21 protein-coding genes, 3 pseudogenes and 1 other annotated feature are annotated in these 22,426 nt (G+C 40.5%); of the genes and pseudogenes, 4 read left to right on the plus strand and 20 right to left on the minus strand.

Annotated elements, in window-relative coordinates; translation table 11 throughout:
- Position 1: 1 nt before the first annotated feature.
- From MHH90_RS07210 to MHH90_RS07220, 3 genes and pseudogenes are all read left to right on the plus strand, one after another.
- Positions 2-676, plus strand: a complete 675-nt coding sequence (locus MHH90_RS07210; protein ID WP_011681376.1) for an ABC transporter ATP-binding protein — start codon at positions 2-4, stop codon at positions 674-676.
- Between the two features lie 62 nt (positions 677-738).
- Positions 739-1,074 (plus strand): annotated as a pseudogene (locus tag MHH90_RS07215) (integrase core domain-containing protein); the annotation flags it as partial.
- Between the two features lie 451 nt (positions 1,075-1,525).
- Positions 1,526-2,783 (plus strand): ISL3 family transposase gene (locus MHH90_RS07220; protein WP_340725862.1). Its coding sequence is split into 2 segments (ribosomal slippage): positions 1,526-2,149 and positions 2,151-2,783, totalling 1,257 coding nucleotides; the frame shifts between segments, so codons are not numbered across the junction.
- 170 nt (positions 2,784-2,953) lie between these two features.
- Here the strand turns inward: MHH90_RS07220 and rplL are convergent.
- From rplL to MHH90_RS07325, 19 genes and pseudogenes are all read right to left on the minus strand, one after another.
- Positions 2,954-3,322 (minus strand): 50S ribosomal protein L7/L12, encoded by a 369-nt coding sequence (gene rplL, locus MHH90_RS07225; RefSeq protein ID WP_011680864.1) that lies wholly within the window; start codon positions 3,320-3,322, stop codon positions 2,954-2,956.
- Positions 3,323-3,396: 74 nt separating this feature from the next.
- Positions 3,397-3,900: a 50S ribosomal protein L10 gene (gene rplJ, locus MHH90_RS07230; RefSeq protein WP_014621268.1), complete on the minus strand. Its 504-nt coding sequence runs from the start codon at positions 3,898-3,900 to the stop codon at positions 3,397-3,399.
- A gap of 31 nt (positions 3,901-3,931) precedes the next feature.
- Positions 3,932-4,068: a sequence feature (ribosomal protein L10 leader region), on the minus strand.
- A gap of 122 nt (positions 4,069-4,190) precedes the next feature.
- Positions 4,191-5,197, minus strand: a pseudogene (locus MHH90_RS10275) (ABC transporter permease); the annotation flags it as partial.
- 60 nt (positions 5,198-5,257) lie between these two features.
- On the minus strand, positions 5,258-5,419 hold the full coding sequence (locus MHH90_RS07250; protein WP_014727363.1) for a hypothetical protein: 162 nt from the start codon (positions 5,417-5,419) through the stop codon (positions 5,258-5,260).
- A gap of 261 nt (positions 5,420-5,680) precedes the next feature.
- Positions 5,681-6,022, minus strand: a complete 342-nt coding sequence (locus MHH90_RS07255; protein WP_226024073.1) for a hypothetical protein — start codon at positions 6,020-6,022, stop codon at positions 5,681-5,683.
- 22 nt (positions 6,023-6,044) lie between these two features.
- Positions 6,045-6,179, minus strand: a complete 135-nt coding sequence (locus MHH90_RS07260; protein ID WP_024009779.1) for a hypothetical protein — start codon at positions 6,177-6,179, stop codon at positions 6,045-6,047.
- A 162-nt stretch (positions 6,180-6,341) separates the two neighbouring features.
- Positions 6,342-7,097, minus strand: a complete 756-nt coding sequence (locus MHH90_RS07265) for a class I SAM-dependent methyltransferase (RefSeq protein ID WP_220018017.1) — start codon at positions 7,095-7,097, stop codon at positions 6,342-6,344.
- A gap of 119 nt (positions 7,098-7,216) precedes the next feature.
- Positions 7,217-10,396: a carbamoyl-phosphate synthase large subunit gene (gene carB, locus MHH90_RS07270; protein ID WP_002947270.1), complete on the minus strand. Its 3,180-nt coding sequence runs from the start codon at positions 10,394-10,396 to the stop codon at positions 7,217-7,219.
- A 344-nt stretch (positions 10,397-10,740) separates the two neighbouring features.
- Positions 10,741-11,829 carry a carbamoyl phosphate synthase small subunit gene (locus MHH90_RS07275; protein ID WP_023909470.1) on the minus strand — a complete coding sequence of 363 codons (1,089 nt, stop codon included), beginning with the start codon at positions 11,827-11,829 and terminating at the stop codon, positions 10,741-10,743.
- 152 nt (positions 11,830-11,981) lie between these two features.
- On the minus strand, positions 11,982-12,908 hold the full coding sequence (locus tag MHH90_RS07280) for an aspartate carbamoyltransferase catalytic subunit (protein WP_002947266.1): 927 nt from the start codon (positions 12,906-12,908) through the stop codon (positions 11,982-11,984).
- A 24-nt stretch (positions 12,909-12,932) separates the two neighbouring features.
- On the minus strand, positions 12,933-14,210 hold the full coding sequence (locus tag MHH90_RS07285) for a uracil-xanthine permease family protein (RefSeq protein WP_011680858.1): 1,278 nt from the start codon (positions 14,208-14,210) through the stop codon (positions 12,933-12,935).
- Positions 14,211-14,557: 347 nt separating this feature from the next.
- A complete protein-coding gene (pyrR, locus tag MHH90_RS07290) occupies positions 14,558-15,079 on the minus strand; it encodes a bifunctional pyr operon transcriptional regulator/uracil phosphoribosyltransferase PyrR (protein WP_002944491.1) in 522 nt (173 codons plus the stop codon).
- A 233-nt stretch (positions 15,080-15,312) separates the two neighbouring features.
- Positions 15,313-16,203, minus strand: coding sequence for an RluA family pseudouridine synthase (locus tag MHH90_RS07295; RefSeq protein ID WP_014621261.1), 891 nt, complete (start codon positions 16,201-16,203; stop codon positions 15,313-15,315).
- Positions 16,187-16,648, minus strand: a complete 462-nt coding sequence (gene lspA / locus MHH90_RS07300; RefSeq protein ID WP_002946082.1) for a signal peptidase II — start codon at positions 16,646-16,648, stop codon at positions 16,187-16,189. Before lspA ends, MHH90_RS07295 begins: the two co-directional genes overlap by 17 nt.
- A gap of 8 nt (positions 16,649-16,656) precedes the next feature.
- A complete protein-coding gene (locus MHH90_RS07305) occupies positions 16,657-17,562 on the minus strand; it encodes a LysR family transcriptional regulator (protein ID WP_002946084.1) in 906 nt (301 codons plus the stop codon).
- A 115-nt stretch (positions 17,563-17,677) separates the two neighbouring features.
- Positions 17,678-18,049: a hypothetical protein gene (locus tag MHH90_RS07310; RefSeq protein ID WP_232977095.1), complete on the minus strand. Its 372-nt coding sequence runs from the start codon at positions 18,047-18,049 to the stop codon at positions 17,678-17,680.
- Between the two features lie 75 nt (positions 18,050-18,124).
- Positions 18,125-18,643 (minus strand): hypothetical protein, encoded by a 519-nt coding sequence (locus MHH90_RS07315; RefSeq protein WP_014608072.1) that lies wholly within the window; start codon positions 18,641-18,643, stop codon positions 18,125-18,127.
- Entirely contained in the window at positions 18,627-18,923 is a 297-nt protein-coding gene (locus tag MHH90_RS07320) for a hypothetical protein (protein ID WP_014608071.1), read from the minus strand. The genes MHH90_RS07315 and MHH90_RS07320 overlap by 17 nt, the downstream gene beginning before the upstream one ends.
- A 63-nt stretch (positions 18,924-18,986) precedes the next feature.
- Entirely contained in the window at positions 18,987-19,250 is a 264-nt protein-coding gene (locus tag MHH90_RS07325) for a hypothetical protein (RefSeq protein WP_002950007.1), read from the minus strand.
- Positions 19,251-19,610: 360 nt separating this feature from the next.
- On the opposite strand from MHH90_RS07325, the gene MHH90_RS07330 reads away from it, so the two are divergent.
- A complete protein-coding gene (locus MHH90_RS07330) occupies positions 19,611-20,369 on the plus strand; it encodes a peptidylprolyl isomerase (RefSeq protein WP_011680849.1) in 759 nt (252 codons plus the stop codon).
- Between the two features lie 35 nt (positions 20,370-20,404).
- Here MHH90_RS07330 and MHH90_RS10280 read toward each other — a convergent pair.
- Positions 20,405-22,306: pseudogene (locus MHH90_RS10280) on the minus strand (beta-glucoside-specific PTS transporter subunit IIABC).
- Positions 22,307-22,426 lie beyond the last annotated feature (120 nt).

The following is a 22,426-nucleotide window of genomic DNA, read 5'->3' on the forward strand; positions in this document are numbered from 1 at the left end:
CATGTCAAATCTCATTTTCGACTCAGTCACAAAAATTTTTGGTGAGGGGGGTAGTAAGTACGTAGCACTAGAAAATATTAATTTCGAAGCAGAAAGCGGTCAGCTTATTTTAGTTGTAGGGCCATCAGGATCAGGAAAAACTACATTTTTGACTATAGCAGGCGGACTACAGACACCAACTAATGGTGACGTAAAAATAAATGACAGTACAATTAACAGTTTGTCCAAAAAACAACAAACAAAATTAAGATTGGAAAAAATAGGATTTATTTTACAATCTTATAACTTAGTCCCATTTTTAACGGTCGAAGAACAGTTTAAATTCGTAGATAAACTAAAAAAACAAAATTTGACTGAACAAAAATTGCATGAGCTTCTTTCTGATTTAGGACTTTTAGAACTGCTAAAAAAATATCCTAATCAACTTTCTGGTGGACAAAAGCAGCGTGTGGCAATTGCTAGAGCATTATACACTGATCCTGACTATATTTTAGCAGATGAACCCACAGCCGCATTAGATACAGATAGATCCATGAAAGTAATCGAGTTACTCAGAGATTTAGCGCACAAAAGAAATAAAATTATTATTGTAGTTACTCATGACTTAAGGTTAAAAGATATGGCAGACAAAGTTTATCAGATAATTGACGGTAAAATGACAATCCTGGAGAAGTAATTTAATTTATGACTAAAAATCAGCAAAAATATAATTATGACTAAGGAATATATTATTAACTAACCCTTAATAAAGCAATTCATGCTCAGCATTGTAATCCATCTAAACTGATACTTCATTCAGATCTAGGTGTACAATTCACCTCACTAGAATTTACGAGATTTTGTTCATCATTGGGCATTTCTCAAAGTATGAGTCGTGCGGGTACTCCGTATGATAATGCTCCAATGGAACGTTATTACAATACATTAAAAGCTGAAGAAGTTTATCAACATCGGTATGATACCATCGAGGAACTGGACCAAGCTATAAACGACTTTGCCTATGTTTGGTATAATCAAATTAGACCTCATTCTTATAATAACCACCTAACACCTCTAGAAAAACGATTGAAATAATTTTATTTAGTCAATGGTGTTACAAAAATGCTTGACCAGGACAGAACCACTACCATGATAACTTAATTCCACTCTATCACCCTCCTATAACTATAATAAAAGTTAGGATTTTATCTAAGCATTATTTATGATTATTTTAACACAAGACAATATTTATAATTCAGTTTGATGAAGAAAAATAATTATTTCAGAATCTTCTCTTTGATACTTTTAATTGACAATGACAAAACTATCATATAAAAAGAAGTGGCAGAAATATACTGATTTCCTCTTTTCATTGTTGCAAATTAGTTTACTTCGCAATCTAATCCTTGATGGTTATAAACGGCTCTATAATTTCTGTAGTGGGTAAATCCACCATGGAAATTATGGAGCCTTTTTGAGTATATACAAAAAGTCCCATATGACCTATAATAAAAAGTGCTCAAACTATCATTTTAGAAAGACTCATATGGAACAACTAAATCTTATCACAAATTTTCTCAGAATTAAAGACAAAAATATCACTATCACTGATGAATATGATATGGGAACTCACTTAGAACTCCACGGTCACTTGGATTACACAGCCCCTAAATGTCCTTCTAGTAAGGGACAAATGGCTAAATATGATTTCCAGAAAGCCTCTAAAATCCCCTACCTAGAAACAGCTGGCTATCCCTTACTTATCCGTCTTCGAAAGCGTCGTTTCAAGTGTAAAGATTGCGGAAAAATGGCGGTCGCTGAAACTCCTCTTGTCAAGAAGAACCACCAAATCTCTGTCGCTGTTAACCAGAAAATCGCACAATTACTCATCGAAAATCAAGCAATGAAACATATTGCACACAGGCTATCAATTTCAACATCGTCAGTTATGAGAAAGCTAAATGAGTTCAAGTTTGAAACGGATTGGAATACCCTACCTGAGGTGATGAGTTGGGACGAGTATGCCTTCAAGAAGGGGAAAATGAGCTTCATCGCTCAAGATTTCGACTCCCTAAATGTCATCGCCATTCTCGACGGAAGAACCCAAGCAACCATCCGAAACCACTTTCTACGCTATCCTAGAAAGGTTAGAAATCGGGTCAAAGTGATTTACCATGGATATGTTTAGTCCCTACTATCAACTTGCTAAACAGCTTTTTCCGAATGCAAAAATTGTACTCGATCGCTTTCATATCGTGCAACACCTTAGTCGTGCTATGAACCGTGTCCGTATTCAAATTATGAATCAATTCGACAGAAAATCGCAGGAATACCAAGCCTTGAAACGTTACTGGAAATTGATACAACAAGATAGCCGTAAACTCAGCGATAAACGATTTTATCGTCCTATGTTTCGAATGCATTTGACTAACAAGGAAATCCAAGAAAAACTCCTATCCTACTCAGATGAACTCAGACAGCACTATGAACTCTATCAATTTCTCTTGTTCCATTTCCAAGAGAAAAACTCAGATCATTTCTTCAGTCTCATCGAACAGGAAATAGCCACTGTTAATCCTATTTTCCAGACGGTATTTAAGACATTTTTAAAGGATAAAGACAAGGTTTTAAACGCCATGGAATTGCCTTATTCCAACGCCAAACTGGAAGCTACCAATAATCTCATCAAAGTCATTAAGAGAAACGCCTTTGGTTTCAGGAACTTTGAAAACTTTAAAAAACGGATTTTGATTGCATTGAACATAAAGAAAGAGAGGACGAAGTTCGTCCTCTCTAGGTGTTAGCTTTTAATCTACCCACTACAGTTAACAAAGAGCCTTATAAACAAACCCCACCAAGATTAAATCTTTGGGGGGGTGATGGGGAATAATAACATTCCCCCGATTTTTTATCGCTCTAAGCAATTCTAAAACCTTGATTTAATAGGCTTCCGCAATCAAATTGCGATACTCTATTATTTAAGAGTAACTGAAGCTCCAGCTTCTTCAAGTTTAGCTTTGATTTCTTCAGCTTCAGCTGCAGAAACACCTTCTTTAATAACCGATGGTGCACCGTCAACGATAGCTTTAGCTTCTTTAAGACCTTCGCCTGTGATTTCACGTACAACTTTGATAACGCCAACTTTTTTGTCACCTGCAGATGTCAATTCAACGTCGAATGAATCTTTAGCAGCACCAGCGTCAGCAGCACCATCTGCAGCAGCAGCTACAGGAGCAGCAGCAGTTACGCCAAACTCTTCTTCGATAGCTTTTACAAGGTCGTTCAATTCAAGGATTGAAGCTTCTTTAATTTCAGCAATAATGTTTTCAATGTTCAATGCCATTGTGATTTCCTCCAAATGTGTTTTTTAATATAGTGTTTTAAACGTAGCTTAGGCTACGAGTTGTAAAGATGGGCTTATGCAGCACCGTCTTCTTTGCTTTCTGCAACCGCTTTGACAGCGTATGCAACGTTGCGCACTGGCGCTTGAAGTACAGAAAGGAGCATAGAAAGCATACCTTCTTTGTTTGGAAGTGATGCAAGAGCGTTGATTTCTTCGACTGAAGTGAACGCGCCGTCAACAACACCACCTTTGATTTCAAGAGCTTCTGCGTCTTTAGCAAATTCGCTAATAACTTTTGCTGGTGCGATAACATCTTCGTTTGAGAATGCTACTGCAGATGGACCAACGAAAAGTTTTTTAAGGTCTTCAAGACCTGCTTTTTCAGCTGCACGGCTCAAGATAGAGTTTTTGATAACTTTAAATTCAACGCCTGATTCACGAAGATTACGACGAAGAACTGTATCTTGGTCAACTGTAAGTCCACGAGAGTCAACAACAACGATAGATGCTGCTGCTTTCATTTTATCAGCGACAATAGCAACTTGTTCAGCTTTCTTAGCAATAATAGCTTCACTCATTAGTAGTTTTACCTCCGTTTTTATTTTTGGGCTAGGCACAAAAAAACCGTACCTAAACCTAGACACGAAAGTACAATACGTCACAAAAAAATAGTTACGTTTTGTGCCTCGGTTGGATGTTTACGAGTCTAGCTCCCCAACTGTCTTAGGTCAGTTTTTTTCAAACCTTATATAGAATACCATTACCTGAATCAGACGTCAAGAGAAAAATACAACTTTTTTGGATTTTTTCTCTATCTTTTTTGAACATCATAAAGCCTCTAAAAATCCAAAGATTCAAGAGGTCTTTTCTAATCATATCTAAGAGCTTCGAAAGGATCGAGTTTTGATGCCTTATTTGCCGGCAGGATTCCTACGCCTGCTGAGAAGCCTATTCTTCCCATGGCTACGCCAAGAGAGACCGTCTCTTTAAGATCCATTGCATTCCCAATTATTCCAACTACAAGGGCCGCAAAACCTAGACCAATCAGGCCATCCAGGATGGTAAAGACCATCGGTTCAATCAAAAACGAGTCAAGATTTTACGACATATGGAGCCTAAAACGTTACGAAGACCAATCTCTCGTGTCCACTCAGTTACTGAAACCAACATGATATTCATAACACTAATCACACCAACTAATAATGAGATCGCAGAAATATCACCGACAACAGTGGTAATGATCCCAATAATCGTGTTGACCTGATCTAAGGCTGAACTCATATCTGCTGACTTGTACTCTCTATTGTCACCTTGGGACAAGTGGGTCAAGCGTTTAGCGACATCCTTAGCGACACTGCTACTATTTTTCACATCGGTCACATGGAAACAAATCTGACCATTAGGATCAGTATTATTCTCAGCTGCTAACTAGATATTGGCCACAAGAGCTGTCCCAATTTCACCAGAGGAACCAATCGCTGTGTCAGTGTTTCTTATAGACACCAATCACACGACAATCATTGTTACCAACAGTAACTACTTGATTAAGGGCATCCTCATTGGTCTCAAAGAATTTTTTAACTACCATCTGATCAATGACAATGACACGCGAAAAGTTTTTGTAATCATTGTCTTGCAAGGAACGTCCTGCCAGCATCCCTAACTTTTTAGCTTTAAAGTAACCCTGACTGGCACCTGTGATATTAACATTCTTCACAGTTTTTTTTGGAGGGAGATAGAGGACGTTAGGTTGTTGGTCACAAAATTACTATCGATACCTGGCGTCTGCTTGGCCACTTGCTCTAGCCAAACTTATTTAACCAGTTTGGTAGGTTTTGCCAAATCTGCATAAGCAGGATCTAGCTCCCCAGCCTTTAGTGTCTCTCCATCCTTAAAGGATTTTTCAGCCTTGGTAATAACTTTTTTGAACTTCTTTCAGCCCTGATGCAATTTTTGTTGCTTGGCATCGGCATTACCAAGTTTGACCCTAACTTGCTTGATTTTCTGAGTCTCATCATCGTAAAGCCAGACATAGTTGTCAGTTCCTTTCTTGCTCACAGCAGTTACAGGAACCAACAAGACATCATCATTTGTCACTTAAAGATATACATTAAAACATTGCTTAAGTTTGCCGATGGAGCTAGTCAATTGAACCTTATATTCATACTGGGAACCTGACTGACCTGAATTGCCAGATGTCCCATCTGACTGACTGGCATTTTGCTTAGGATAATTGGAAACGTAGCTGACTTTACCTGTCCAAGTTTGATCTGGGTATACTTTGGAAGCAATCTTGACCTTTTAACCTATTGAAATATTTGGAATGTCATATTCTGTTAAGGTCCCTTGAATCTCAAATTAGCCCTCACTTGTCACATGAACTAGGGTTTGGCTCTCTTTTGAAGCAGGGTCCACAGAGTCCGCAACTTCTACGACTGTTCCATTAGCATCTGAAACAATCACTGTTTGGTTGAGAACATCTTGTGCCTTTTCTAGCTCTGATGCTGCATTGGCAATGGCATCATTATAATCTTGCAAGGTTTGGTAATTACTTGCCTCGGTTTTCTGACACTGTTGAGGACTAACGGTAGTTGTCGAATCATCCTCATCCGAATCACTAGTTGTTTGTGCTGAAGCCGCAGGAGCCGTTCCATACTGTTGGAAAAAATTGCAGTCACGATCTTGCCATATTATAAGCACGACTATCTGTATCATAGGCTGCTTAGGCTGATGTGCTGTCATATTGGATCAATTGCTGAGCAACACTAATTTTCTCACCAACATAGACTGTCACAGATGCATTTCGTCCAATAGTATTGTCAAAATAAACGTACTGTTCCGATTCTGCCCTCACCATACCAATTAGAAGAGCGGACTAGGCAAGTTGTTCCTTTTTTACCTTCAATAATCCAAACTCTTTTTTTATTTTTAAATAACTTTGGACTGATTTTCTTTCGCATAAGTCTCTCTTTTTTGTATTATATGAATAAAACAATTGCAATACTTTTAACTTTAAGTGTCAATGGCCTTCGCTTACATCCATGACACCATAATGCAGCTTTTGATTGGGCCGAACCTGGCGTTCAAAACCAAGTTCTTCAAAAACGGTATCTCGAAAATGTGCCTTGATGATAATTTTTTCCCGTGCAACACGTTTAGCTTCTTTTAGCCATTCTTCTGTCAGACGGCTACCATTAGCTAGAGGTTTGATAGCTTGTAGATTTTCTGATTCCTTGATGGTCTCTGAAAACATAGGATCGGCATAAATGATATCAAAAGAGTGATCATCCTGAGATTTCAAAAAGGATAGGCTATCGCTCTTAATAGCTTTAATAGACCGCATGGCCTTTTCAAGCTGCTTATCATCCGTCTGATAAGAGGCAAGACCACGAGAAACCACCTGAAAAATCACATCTTGACTCTCAAGGGCAGTCACCTGATTTCCCGCTGCTGCCATCACTAGGCTATCAGAAGCCAGACCCATAGTCGTGTCAAGAATAGACTTGGGAGATTGCCCCAAAAGACTAATTAAAGCATCATGTGGAGCCTTAAGCCGAAGGACAGCCGTATCTGGATGAAAGGTCAACTCACTGGCATCTGCATTGACAAAAGACAATCTGTCCTTATATAGAAGATAAAAGGGGCCAAATCGTTCCAGACATTTGGATAAAGACAACTTGCGTCGTGGCTGATAGTCAGCTCCTAGTTCGCTAGCTAATTCTTGAGCACGTGCAATTAAGGACTCGTTTTCACGTAAAGATGTCGTAATAATCATGTTTCTAGTATAGCAGAATCTTAGGAAACAAAACTATAGCCTAAGCTTTCATTTTTAACTTCTTAGCTTACATTCGTGTAAGAAAAAAGCCCCAGCAAAGCTGAGACTCAATATTGTGTTTAGATAGCTTCTGTTGTAAAGCTGCGGCTTTCAAGCACACGCACCATAGCATCTGCTGTATCAAGGGCTGTGAAGAGTGGAATTCCTGCTTCAATAGCTGAACTACGGATAGCTGCTCCATCTTCGTCATAAGTACGTTTGTTACCAACTGTATTGATAATAGCTTGTGCTTTACCTGTACGAACGAGGGCTGGAATGTCATTGTCATCGTTTTCACCCAACTTGTTAACAAGCGTTGCGTGAACCCCGTGTTCATTCAAGAACTTAGCTGTTCCTTCAGTTGCGTAGATACCATAACCGATAGCATCGAAACGACGAGCCAAGTCAAGGGCTTCTTCTTTGGTATCGTCATGAATAGTAAAGATGACGTTACCAAAGGTTGGCAAGTGGAGGTAAGATGCTTCAAAGGCTTTATAGAGCGCTTTTTCAAGAGTCACATCTGTACCCATAACTTCACCAGTTGATTTCATTTCAGGTCCAAGGAGACTATCTACCTGAGCCAATTTTGTGAATGAAAAGACTGGTGCTTTGACATGGACATGGTTACTTTCTGGATAAAGACCATCTTTGTAACCTTGCTCAGCCAATGATTTACCAAGAATCAAGTTTGTAGCAACTTGAGCCATTGGGATATCAGTCACCTTAGACAAGAATGGTACTGTACGGCTGGCACGTGGGTTAACCTCGATAACATAGACTGTTTCGTCCTTAATAACGAACTGGATGTTCATCATACCGATACAGTTAAGACCGATAGCCAAACGTTTCGTGTAATCAGCGATAGTCTCTTGGATTTTCTTAGAAAGAGTTTGTGGTGGGTAAACCGCCATTGAGTCCCCTGAGTGAACCCCCGCACGTTCGATGTGTTCCATAATACCTGGAATTAAGACATCCTTACCATCAGAGATGGCATCCACTTCACACTCACGTCCTATGATATAGCTATCAACAAGGACTGGGTGGTCTGGACTAGCCTTAACGGCTGTGCGCATGTAAGAACGAAGGTCATCTTCATTTTCAACAATTTCCATAGCACGTCCACCCAAAACGTATGATGGACGAACAAGAACTGGGAAACCAATCTTACGAGCCGCTTCAACTGCTTCTTCTTCATTTGTCGCTGTTTGTCCTGGTGGTTGTGGAATGTCAAGATCTTTAAGAGCCTGTTCGAAGAGGTCACGGTCTTCTGCACGGTCAAGGTCAGCAACCTGTGTACCCAAGATTTTCACACCTGCTTTAGACAATGGCTCTGCCAAGTTGATGGCTGTTTGTCCACCAAACTGAACCACCACACCCTTAGGTTGTTCCAATTCAATAACGTTCATCACGTCTTCGAAGGTCAATGGTTCAAAGTAGAGTTTGTCTGACACTGAGAAGTCTGTTGAAACTGTCTCAGGGTTAGAGTTCATGATGATGGCTTCGTAGCCAGCAGCTTGGATAGCTTTTACAGAGTGAACTGTCGCATAGTCGAACTCAACCCCTTGTCCGATACGGATAGGACCTGAACCAAGAACGATGACCGATTCTTTATCAGATTTGATTGACTCATTTTCCCACTCGTAAGTTGAGTAAAAATATGGTGTTGATGATTCAAACTCAGCCGCACAAGTATCAACCATCTTGTAAACAGGAACAATGTTGTTTTCCAAACGTGTCGCACGTACTTGGTTAGCTGTTTGATTCCAAAGATCAGCAATCTTACGATCAGAGAAACCGTTACGTTTAGCTTCTTTCAAAACATCAACATCGCCTACGTGAGTAGCCAATTCTTGTTCCAATTCGAAGATGTGGAGCAATTTATCAAGGAAGAAGATATCAATCTTAGTCAACTCTGATAATTCTTCAATAGTGTAACCACGACGAATGGCCTCAGAAATATAGAAGAGGCGGTCGTCTTGAGCTTTAACAACTTTTTCAACCAAGGCATCGTCTGTTACTTCGGCAAGCTCAGACATTTCATTGTGGTAAACTCCGATTTCAAGTGAACGGCATGCTTTAAGAAGTGACTCTTCAATGTTACGACCGATAGCCATAACTTCACCTGTCGCTTTCATCTGAGTACCGAGACGACGTTCACCGTGTTCAAATTTATCAAATGGGAAACGTGGAATCTTAGCAACCACATAGTCAAGGGCTGGTTCAAACATGGCATAAGTTGTACCAGTGACTGGGTTAATCATTTCATCAAGTGTCAAACCAACAGCAATCTTAGCCGCCAATTTAGCGATTGGATAACCAGTGGCCTTTGAGGCAAGGGCTGATGAACGTGATACACGAGGGTTTACTTCGATAACATAGTACTTGAAGCTATGTGGGTCAAGCGCCAACTGGACGTTACAGCCACCCTCAATTTTAAGGGCACGGATAATCTTCAAGCTGGCATCACGAAGCATTTGGTTTTCAATATCTGATAAGGTTTGCGTTGGGGCAAATACGATTGAGTCCCCTGTGTGGATACCAACTGGGTCAAAGTTTTCCATGTTACATACCACAAGAGCATTGTCTTCGGCATCACGCATAACTTCGTATTCGATTTCTTTGAAACCAGCGATCGAACGCTCAATCAAACATTGGGTTACTGGTGACAATTTCAATCCATTTTCAGCGATTTCACGGAGTTCTTCTTCGTTAGCACACATACCACCACCAGTACCACCAAGGGTAAAGGCTGGACGAACGATAACTGGGTAGCCAATCTCTGTCGCAAAGGCAACTGCTTCTTCAACCGTATTTACAATTTCTGATTCTGGAATTGGTTGTTCCAACTCTTCCATCAATTGTTTGAAAAGGTCACGGTCTTCGGCTTGGTCAATGGCAGACAATTTTGTTCCCAAAAGCTCTACTCCAAGCTCATCAAGAATACCAGCTTTTGACAATTCCATGGCCATATTCAAACCAGTCTGTCCACCAAGTGTTGGCAATAGGGCATCAGGACGCTCTTTACGAAGAATACGTGTGACAAACTCAAGCGTAATAGGTTCAATGTAAACCTTGTCTGCGATTTCCTTATCAGTCATGATAGTCGCAGGGTTAGAGTTAACAAGAACAACACTGTAGCCTTCTTCTTTCAAAGCCAAGCAAGCTTGCGTACCAGCGTAGTCGAACTCAGCAGCCTGACCAATGATAATAGGACCAGACCCGATAACCATAATTTTTTTAATATCAGAACGTTTAGGCATATTTAAGATACAAAGGACGACCAGAAAGCGCTAGGATTTTAGGCAATCGTTGCAGGATGCCAGCATCCAAAACGATTGTTCTAAATTCCGAGCTTTCCGTCCGTGTTCAGTTTAAGATAATATTTTTAACATGACGCTTTTAACTTAATAAGGAATCTGTAACTCCTTGTAATCAAAGCAAGCATCACTAAAACTGAAAACAATACAGTTTAATTAGTCTCTTTAACTGAATACAAGTCCTTAATTCTCCTTTCTATTTGACAACTCTCTGGTTGTCATTAAATAAGGTAGTAGACTGGGGAAAACAAGGGTCACACCCCATTATAGTCACTAGACAGTTGCAATTAACGACGTGCATTTTCAGCTTGGAAAGCATCAATCAATTCTAAGAACTCATCAAAGAGATAGCTCGCATCGTGTGGACCAGGCGCTGCATCTGGGTGGAATTGCACTGAGAAGGCAGGGAAGTCACGGTGACGAACACCTTCAACTGATTTATCGTTAATCTCTTCGTGCGTTACCATGAGGCACTCTGGAAGTGTGTCACGGTCAATGGCATAACCATGGTTTTGGCTGGTGAAATCAACACGACCAGTCGCAATTTCACGAACCGCATGGTTAAATCCACGGTGACCAAACTTCATCTTGTAGGCCTTGGCACCATTCGCCAAACTAAACAACTGGTGACCCATACAAATACCAAAAATTGGGATTTTGCCTTGGATGCCACGAATCATATCAAGTGCATGAGGCACATCTTCAGGGTTACCTGGACCATTAGATAACATCACACCATCTGGATTGAGATGGAGAATTTCTTCAGCTGTGATGTCATGAGGAACAACCATCACATTACAATCACGTTTTGAGAATTCACGTAAGATTGAGTGCTTCAGACCAAAGTCAACCAAAACAATATTTTTACCAACACCAGGTGCTGGGTAGGCTGTCTTAGTCGATACCTGCTCAATATTGTTGGTTGGCAAAACAGTGGCACGCAATTGATCTTGCAAGTGCTCAATGCTGTCTCCAGGTTTAGCCAAAGTCGCCTTCATGGTACCATGTTGACGGATAATCTTAGTCAAAGCACGTGTATCAATACCAGAAACACCCGGGATGTTTTTAGCTTTCAAAAACTCATCCAAGGTCATTTGGTTACGCCAATTGCTGGCACGACGGCTAGCCTCTGAAACAACCACTCCCTTAGTTGTTGGCGTGATTGACTCATAGTCATCACGGTTAACCCCATAGTTTCCAACCAGTGGATAAGTAAAAGTCAAAATTTGACCGTTGTAAGACTGGTCAGTGATAGATTCTTGATAACCCGTCATACCAGTATTAAAGACGATTTCACCCGTCACATGCACATCAGCACCGAAGGCTTGACCTTCAAAAATAGTGCCGTCTTCTAAAATAAGTAAACGTTTTGCCATTATAGTAAATTGTTCCTTTCACTTAGAACAAGGCCCGTCTCAAGTCTAAAGCAAACAACAATAATGCAGCTGAGCCAAAAAGTAATTCGTTTGCACAAGGCTTAGGGCGTGTTCTTTTTCGTCTGATTCTCTCAGGAATCTGTTAACGTTGTTTACGCTTTGCCATTTAAAATAGCTTCGATAATCGCCATACGGACAAAGACTCCATTTTGCATCTGAGTAACGATACGTGCCTTAGGTGCCTCAACCAAGCTATCAGCAATTTCCACATCACGATTAACCGGAGCTGGGTGCATAATGATTGCTTGATCTGCTAACTTGGCATAACGTTCTTCAGTCAAACCATAGAGAGTATGGTACTCTTCTTTTGAAAATCCTTTGTCATTCCTATGACGTTCGTGCTGAACACGAAGCAACATGAGTACATTCAAGTCCTCAATGACGTCGTCAATGGCCACATGCTGACCATAAACATCAAACTCACTTGAATACCACTCTGTAGGGCCAGCAAAATAAATCTGTGCTCCCAAACGCTTGAGAATTCGCATATTTGACTTAGCTACACGCGAATGCGTAATATCGCCTGCAATACAAATCTTTAGATTTCCAAAAGTTCCGAACTCTTCATAAATTGTCATCAAATCAAGCAAACACTGACTTGGGTGTTGCCCAGAACCGTCACCACCATTAACAATAGAAGTCTGAATAGTCCTACTGTCAATCAACTGCTTGTAGTAATCGACTTCCGAGTGGCGAACCACACAGATATCAACACCCAAAGCAGACATCGTCAAAATCGTATCATAGAGGGTTTCACCCTTATTTACTGAGCTAGTCCCAGCATCAAACTCAATCACGTCCAATCCAAGTTTTTTCTCAGCTACTTCAAAGGACTTATGTGTTCGTGTTGAATTTTCAAAAAAGAGATTGGCAGCGAAATACTGTCGATCCAGCTGGAAATCAGCTCTACCGTTTTTAAAATCTCCACCTCGACGAATCATGCCCAAGACCTCTTCATTCGTGAGGGTTTCCATAGTCACCAAATGTTTTAGTGACACTTTCCCATCTGCAATCGCCATAGTTTTTCCTTTTTTAATGATTGATTAGTTCTTGCTACCTTTATTAGGATCTGGCAAGATTTGGTAAAGCAATATTCCAAGAATGGTTGAGCTTGCCACACCCGTGATTTGAAAACCACCAAGATCAATCATCAAACCACCGATACCAGATACCAAGATAACACTAGCAATCAAGAGATTCTTTTTATTATCAAAATCAATCTTATGTTCAACTAAAATTTTCAAACCGCTAGCAGCGATAACCCCAAAGAGGGCAATTGAAATTCCACCCAAAACAGCTGTTGGTATGGAACTCAAGAGAGCAGACACCTTACCAATAAAACTCATCAAGACCGCAATCACTGCTGCACCCGCAATAACGTAAACTGAGTAGACCTTACTGAGGGCCATAACTCCAATATTTTCACCATAAGAAGTTACTGGCGGAGCTCCAAAGAAACCAGCGATAATCTGTGCCAAACCATCACCTGTTAGAGTACGATCAAGACCTGGATCTTTAAAGTAATCACGTCCAGTTAAACTATTCAAAACCATAACATGCCCAAAGTGTTCGGTCATTGTCACAAAGGCAATCGGAGCCATTGTCAAAATCGCACTTGGATAGAGTTTGAAGTCATAATTCACAAACGGAATGTCAAAACTTGGAACTTGGAACCAATGAGCAGCCGCAACTTTTGAAAATTGGACAAACTCATGGCCCGTTAACCAACCAAGAACCACTGAGAAAATGTAACCCACGATTAAACCAAGTAAAATTGGGATAACACCGATGATTTTCTTACCATACATATTAAAGAGGATGACGGAAAAGAGAGTTACCATAGAAATCACAAGACTAAAGATACTATAGGTATCATTAACCATTGTCGCATCCTTGACTGCATTTGCCGCAAGACTCAAACCGATTACGATGATAATTGGACCAACCACAATTGGCGGTAGGACTCTATCAATCCAAGCATTCCCCACATACTTAACAACCAAGGCAACAACCAAGTAGACCAAACCTCCAGCCATGGCACCTTGAGCCACCGCTCCGATACCGTCAGTCTTCATAAGCATTTGCATAGCCGCAATATAGGCAAAACTAGACCCCATGTAAGCTGGAATCTTGTACTTAGTCACCGTCAAGTGAGCCAAAGTTCCCAAACCAGATGAGAAAAGAGCAATAGCGGGATCAATCCCAACCAAAATCGGTACAAGAACCGTCGCACCAAACATTGCAAACAAGTGCTGGAATGACAAACCCACCAATAAACCAACTTTAGGCATATCATTCACATCATATTTTACGTTATTCACGATATCAAAATACTCCTTAAAAACACGATACAAAGCCCGTCTAAAACCTAAAGCAAAAATAGGAAATACGATGACGGAGCCGATGGCTCCAAAGAGTATTTATCTTTTTTACACAAGGCTTAGGGCGTGTTCAATTAACAAGACACTAAGGGACGTTTTGGCTAAGCCAAACATTTCTGTAGAAAAATAGAAAGTCGACAATACACTCCAAAGTGTGCTAGGGGTAGGGGACTTATCTTTTTCCTAAGAAATGAGTCCCGTGTTTATTTAAACCAACATCTCAACTCTCCCACCACAGCGAAAGAATCATTGTAGGATCGTAAACTCACCTATCTAAAGACTAAAATCTAGTTTGGATCAATAATGTTGACACTATCCTTACCATCAACTTCTGTCACCAATACTTCAATTTCTTCTGACTGACTTGTTGGGATATTTTTACCAACATAGTCCGCACGGATTGGCAATTCACGGTGACCACGGTCAACCAAGACAGCCAATCCAACACGCGCTGGACGTCCATGACTAACGATATTATCAATCGCAGCACGGATAGTACGACCTGTGTAGAGCACATCATCTACAAGGATAACATCTGTACCATCAATTTCGATAGGAATAAGGGATGTGTCCTGTTCAGATTTAACATCATCACGGTAAGCCTTAGTATCAAGCTCAATCAATGGTACATCAAGGTTTTCCAATTGTTTCAAGCGCTCTTGAATACGCTGAGCAATATAAACACCACGTGTCTTAATACCAGCCAAGACAATCTTGTCGAGATTCTTGTTTCGCTCAATAATCTCATAAGTGATACGTGTAATGGCACGTTTCATGGTTACGTCATCGACGATTTCTTTTTTCTTCATAAAAAAACCTTTCTAAATACAAAAAATCCCCTTGAAACAAGGAGATACACAAAAACATGGCACAGTTCACCTGCGCACTTCTCATAGCTCCTTGCCTGCCTCTCTGGACAGTAATTAAAGGACTTATTTAATTAGGTAGATTATAGCAAATTTCAGACTCTTTTACAAGAAAAAAAAAAAAAAAAAAAAAAACGGACACTCTCTCACAAGAAAGAACATCCGTTGGATGACTATTAAGCTTTCCTCAATTTCTCCAAGGTCTCCTTGAAAATAATGGGTTCTTCTGCGGTAAATTCGACCAATTCGCCTGTCGTAGGATGCGTGAAACCAAGGGTCTTAGCATGTAGAAATTGTCCATGGCCCTTGAGGGTCTTGCGTGGCCCATAAAGAGGATCTCCCGCCACCGGGTGACCAATATACGCCATGTGCACACGAATCTGGTGGGTACGACCTGTTTCCAGCTGCAACTCTACCAACGTATAGTTGCCAAAACGTTCAAGAACGGTGAAGCGTGTTACTGCAGGCTTTCCCTTAGCTGTTACTGCCTGTTTCTTACGGTCTTTGTCCGAACGCCCAATCGGAGCCTCAATCACACCTCTATCGTTAGGCAGATTGCCATGCACGATAGCCACATACTTGCGAAGCGACTTCTTATCCTTAAGCTCAGCTGCCAAAGCATTGTGGGCCTTATCATTCTTAGCAATCATAAGGAGACCAGACGTGTCCTTATCGATACGGTGAACAATCCCAGGACGAACCACGCCATTGATAGACGAAAGGTCCTTGACATGGTACATAAGAGCATTGACCAAGGTGCCAGATGTGTGGCCAGCTGATGGATGGACCACTATACCTTGAGGTTTGTTGACCACTGCCACATCCGCATCCTCGTAGATAATATCCAAAGGAATATCTTCAGCCTTGTATTCCAAGACCTCTTCTTCAGGCAATACATAGGTGATGACATCACCCTCTTTTACCACATACTTAGCCTTGGCCGACTTACCATTGACTAATACTGTTCCAGCCTTAATCGCTTCATTGGCCTGACTACGTGACAATTCTGTCAAATCGGCCAAAGACTTGTCCAGACGGTTTCCCGCCTCTTTAATGATGACTTCCATTTTCCTCTTTCCATAAGATTAAAATCAAGAGCAGCACGCCCACCGTTAGATAGGAGTCTGCCACGTTAAATATTGCAAAATCGATAAAATCAAGCTGAACCATATCAACCACGTAACCCAAATGCACACGGTCGATAAAGTTGCCAATACCACCTGAGATAATCAAAATCAAAGATAGAACCAACCAAAGACTCTTCTGGTAATTCTTAACCAGATAGAACAGAGCCGCACCAATCACTAGAACCGTCAAAATTACAAAGAAATATTTCTGATTCTGTAGAATCGAAAAAGCAGCACCACGGTTCTGTAGATAGGTCAAGCTGAAAACGCCAGGAATAGCCTTAATAACTTGGTTGAGGGAAATATTTGCCACAACCCAATGCTTGACCCACTGATCCAAACCAATCAAAGCCAGAATAGCCACAGGAATCGCAACTTTACGCATAAGTCCTCCTATGGTTTATAAGTATCAAAGTAGTCAAACATAACATTGACAAACTTGAGAGCACACGACGACAAGTTAATTCCTTTACGGCGAACATAAACCATCTTGTTATCCAAATTATCCTCAAGTGGAATAACTGTAATACCGTTTACACTTTGAGCATCAAGGAAACCAGAACCCGTCGCATAAGCATCCGTACGCTCCAAGATACCATTCAAAGTCGCACGATCTGTCACGTTAAACATAAGAGACGAATCTGATGTATCCACAAAGTTTTCAGAATAGTACAGGTACTCGTCCTTCTCCTGAGTAAAACGTACGGTAGGTAGGTGTGCCAAATCCTCCATTACTAAACTCTCTTTATGAGCCAGTGGATGGCCCTTACGAAGATAAATATGAGTCTTAAATGGAATTAAATCAATAGACTCAAGCCCAAGCTTATCCATATTTTGTTGGATACCCTTACTATTTTGACGATTCAAATAGATAATTCCAATCTCACTTTGCCCCTTGGCTACTTCATCCAAAATTTGAACGGTCGTAGACTCAAAGATACGTAAATCCTTGTAATCAGGGTAACGTTCCGAAAAAGTTGTAATCAAAGGTGGCAAAAAATCATAGTGCTGACTGGAAATCGAAAACTGGTTGCCCTTCTCAGAAGCATTAAGATAGCGATTTTCAAAACTATCAAAACTTCGAACCACCTCAAGCGCGCGTTCATAAAAGGTCATGCCCTGACTGGTCAAGACTGCCCCCGTCGTTGTACGGGTGAAAATTTTAAAATTTAACTCCTGCTCCAAATCCTTGATAGCCACTGATAGACTAGGCTGACTCACAAAGAGCTTGCTGGCCGCCTCACGAAAGGTTCCGCTGTTGGCAATGGCTACGACATAACGTAGTTGTTGTATGTTCATATGTGACACTTCTTTCTTGAAAAATCAATCAGTTTTATTATACCAGATTTTATCCTCTTTTGTTGATAGTAAAAAGCCCAGGCAACCCTGAGCTTGAATTAATTAAAAAGTAGTCTTATTCGTCTGATTTGTCTGTCAAGAAGTACTCGTTTTCACGTTTGTCATAGTCGAAAGTTAAGTGAACGGTCTTAAGTTTACCACTGTCTGGACTATAATCGTAGAAACTAAGCGATACTTTTTGTGTGAGGTATCCTTCATTAGTCTGAGTCAGCTCATGCGTACTAAAGCTGACCTCAGAGTGGTTTGAGACAACATCTGAAAGAGGTGTTCCCTTAAGCAAATCTGCTTGAGTACCAACAGTTAACTTATCAAAATCCTCTTTTGTCCAGTCGCTTTGATAGTCACTAACTTCCTTAACCTTATCATAGCCGAAGTCTGCGGAAGCATGCGCTAGGATGTAAACACCATCTTTAGACTTAAAGGTCAAAATGTATCACCATCCTCTGTAGTGTCAAATAACAAGTAAACAGTCTTAAGTTTACCATCTTCAGATTTAAAGTCGTTATAAAAAAACGGTCAATTCTTTCTTGAACTCATCTTCACGAACTGTTGAGATGGTGTAATCAGCGTCTGAAGCTTTAGGGTGATCCTTAAGGATACCTTCGAGTTTTGTTCCGTTTGATGGGTTGCTGTAATCTCCCTTATTAAGAGCATCAAACTGTTCTTTCGTCCAGTCAGATTTGTAAGAGTCATCAGTTTGTACAGCATCTGTAGGGAAGTTTCCTGAAGCATGTGACAAGATAAAGGTACCATCATACTGTTTCTTAAAGGTTAGGTAGACACTTTCGCTATAGTCTTTGCCAGAATAAGTCATGTTCAAGTCATCACCTGACATTTGAGCATCTGATACTTTACAGTAAGTCTTCATAATTGACTTAGCAGAGTCTTTTCCAACTTTCAACTTCTTGAATTTAGATTCATTCCAGTCAAGTTTAGTATTTTTGTCAATGTAATCGTTGACGTCAGTGCTATCACCTTTTGAGTCTGATTTTGAATCGCTGTCATCATTTTTTGTCATCATCTTTATCAGCAACTTTTGATGTCTTGCTTGAGCTTGTGCTATCACTAGAGTCTTGAGATATTTGGAAAATCAAACCACCAATAGACACAAAGATCATAAGACCAGCAACACCTATTGCGATGATCGAGAGCAATTTCTTGCTTGATTTAAGGCTGAAGACAAGCGAAACGACTGCTACAGTAACTGTAAGGACTGTCAAAATGATGAAGAGCCAAGTAGGACTGACAAACCATGCCAAGATGGAAAAAATTACTGCAAGAGCAATCGCAACGATTGGCAAGATAAGGTTGAAGAGTGGTTTATCCGCTGAGCTATCTACTGAATTAGGTACAGTTCCGAATCCTTAAGCTGTAGGGATATATCCCTTTTCAAACATGCTTGAATCAAATTGTGGTATTAGTTGTTGCGCAGGTGCTTCTGAGAAGGCTGCCGTTCCAAATGGTGATTCACTGCTTGCTTGTTCTGTGACAGCACCTTCAGCTGTTTCAGCAACATCAGCTTGTTCTGCTGGCACTTCTTCAGCGACAGGTTCATTAGCTGGTTCTTGTACAGATGCTACTTGAGCAGTCAAAGCGCTAGTGTCAAAGTCAGCTGCTTTAGCGTCCAAAAATTCTTGGGGGATAGGTTTACGCCCATGTACCGACTCAAAGAGTTCAGCTCATTCTGCTTTAGTTGACATAAAGATCTCCTTTTTTTCAAGAAATCTAAACAAGACATTCCTTCAAATTAGTGAAGTTTTCTATAGTAAGGATTTAGACAACTATCTCCGATCAAGGTTGGTGCAAATGTCCCTTAAAAAAGGCTGACCTCACTTTACACCTTGAGGCAACCTCTCCCTATATCTAGTCCCATGTTCAATTTATTGTTGATAATTCCATTCTAGCATAATTAAATACCTCTGTTAACCGTTTCCCAAGAGGTTTTTTTCTGCTAAAATAGTAGTTATAATGCACCAAAGGAGTTATATATGAAAAACATTAAAAAGTACATTCCATTAATTATTATACTTGTTATCGCCGGACTAGGATTTGTCTACCGTGAGAATATTTCTCGTGCTGTTCGTGGAGATGCTTACGTGGATAACAAGATATTCACTAAACAATTAGAAAAAGCTCAAAAATCCGGAAAAGAGGCTTTTCCACAGTTGACAGACAAAGTCGGCAAGGACGAAGCTGAAGTTATCCTCCATACTTCAAAAGGTGATATCACTGTTAAACTCTTCCCTACGCTTGCTCCTAAGGCTTCTGAAAACTTCTTGAAGCACGCCAAGGATAAGTACTACGATGGTCTTACCTTCCACCGTGTTATCAAGGACTTCATGATTCAAAGTGGTGATCCTAAGGGAGATGGTACCGGTGGAGAATCTATATGGAAGAAAGGTTTCGCTGTTGAGCCTACACCATTCCTCTACAACATTCGTGGCGCACTTGCTATGGCTAATACAGGTGCCAAAGATTCAAACGGCAGCCAATTCTTCATCGTTCAAAACAAGGATGACCAAAGTAAGCAACTAGGAAACGCAGGCTATCCAAAACCTATCATTGACGCCTATAAAAAAGGTGGTTACCCTGCTGGTGATACGAAATATACCGTCTTTGGACAAGTCATCAAAGGCATGGATGTCGTTGATACTATTGCTAACCTTGAAGTTGATGACAATAACAAACCAAAAGAAAATCTAACTGTTAATTCAGTCGAAGTCATTAAAGACTACAAATTCAAATAAAAATAAATCCGAGAATCAGCTTCTCGGATTTATTTTTATTTAACAGCAGCGAGGAGATAATCACCAGCGTTAACGCGGGCTTCTTTAGTAGTTAAGACCCACCGAAGTTAGTGTTTGTCACAATGACCGTGTGATGACTGGTAATTTAGCGTCTCGGATAGTTGCTAGGTCAAATTCTATAAGTTTTTGGCCTGCTTCTCCGATATCCCCGGCTTCTACATGGGTCTTGAAACCTTTACCAGCAAATGAAATAGTATCCATACCAATATGGATGAGAAGCTCTGCACCATTTTCAGTTGTTAAATCAATAGCATGCCCAGTAGGAAAGACTAAATTAACGGTTGCCTTAGCTGGTGCAACAACTACACCATCAGTAGGATCAATAGCAATCCCCTTGCCCATAGCTCCTGATGCAAAGACTTGGTCAGTTACACGGTTAAGCGGTACAATATTCCCGATAAGCGGACTAGCAATGATTTCTTGTTGAATTTCTTTAGGAACAGGTGCAGCTTCATCAGCTTTTCCCTCAGCCTTAGCTACTTCACCGCCACTGTTATAGATTTGGTACTCGTACAAAGAGTTGGATGAGGAAGGCGAGAACACCGCCAAGGACAGCAATAAGAATCGCAAAGATAACTTTAGTAGGCTACCGTCCGAGCCAATAAGGCTTGGAAAGACAAAGACACCCAGACCACCAGTTGAATACATCTTAATATCTAGGGCTATCATGGCAGCTCCCATCAATTTAGAAACGCCACATGAAATGTAGAATGGTGTTTTCATTGGCAGTGTCACACCATAGATAGCTGGTTCTGTAACCCCAAAAATAGATGAAACAAACGCTGGCATAGAGATGGTGCGGACTTTTTCTTCTTTTGTCTTAAGCATAATAGCTCCCAATACACCTGTTTGCGTAAAACATGGCAAAAGTGCTGCTGAAAGAATACTTAAACTACCGTTTGTTGCCACGTCTGAGATTGCAAGAGGAATAAGTGCCCAGTGCATTCCGAACATAACCAAGACTTGCCACAAAATACCAAGTACAAGACCAAAGACAATCGGATTGAAGTTCATGATTGCTTGGAAAAGATTTGTCAATCCATCAGACAAAGTATTGGCAACTGGTCCCACCACCAAGAATGTTAATGGAAACGGTAATGAGTAATGTAAAAAGAGGTACTACGAAGACTTTAATCACATCTGGTGTCATCTTGGTAAAGAATTTTTGAATGTATGAAGCCACCCAAATTGCTAAGATAGAAGGCATCACAGTTGAAAGGTAACCTCCTGCAGGAAGTGCAAAAGGAATTACTCCTAGAACATGCCCTTGATCAGCCTTTTGAAGAGCAGTGTGACTAGTGTAGCAAGATCAGGATAAACAAGTGCTCCTGCAATCGCAAAAGCTGTAAACTCATTAACCTTGAAACGACGGGCAGATGTTAATGCAATCAAGATTGGCAAGAATTGGAAGACACTATCTCCTGCTGCATTCAAGATAACATACATAGGACTCGTTGTAGCTGACAAGCCACATGCTGCCATGATAGCAACTATACCTTTGATAATCCCTGCTGCAGCCAAAGGCCCAAGGAAAGGTTGAAAAATACTTGAGACTAGAGATACAAAGCGGTCAAAGAGATTTCCCTTTGGTGCATCACCTTCATCAAGATCCAGACTACCACCTGCTGGTAGACCGCCAACTTGAAGAATCTCCGCATAAACATCAGGGACATGGTTACCGATAACCACCTGATATTGACCTCATGCCTTCACAACAGTAACGACACCATCACGATTCTTAAGATAGTTATCATCTGCTTTAGACTTATCTTTCAAATCAAAGCGCAAACGTGTCACACAGTGTTTCAAGCTATTGATATTTTTTTACCATCAACGTGTTTGAGAATGTCCTCAGATAATTTAGTATATTTAGCCATAAGGGCTCCTTTTTTTCTAGGATTTTAGTTGCTTTGAGGCTTTTTCAACAAAAAAACTAAATAAATACGAAGAACCAATTGGGTTGAGTATGCACTACTCCCATTAGTTTTTCGTATTTA

The organism is Streptococcus sp. FSL E2-3488, from assembly GCF_038003585.1.
In the GTDB taxonomy this organism is placed as follows: Bacteria; Bacillota; Bacilli; order Lactobacillales; family Streptococcaceae; genus Streptococcus; species Streptococcus thermophilus.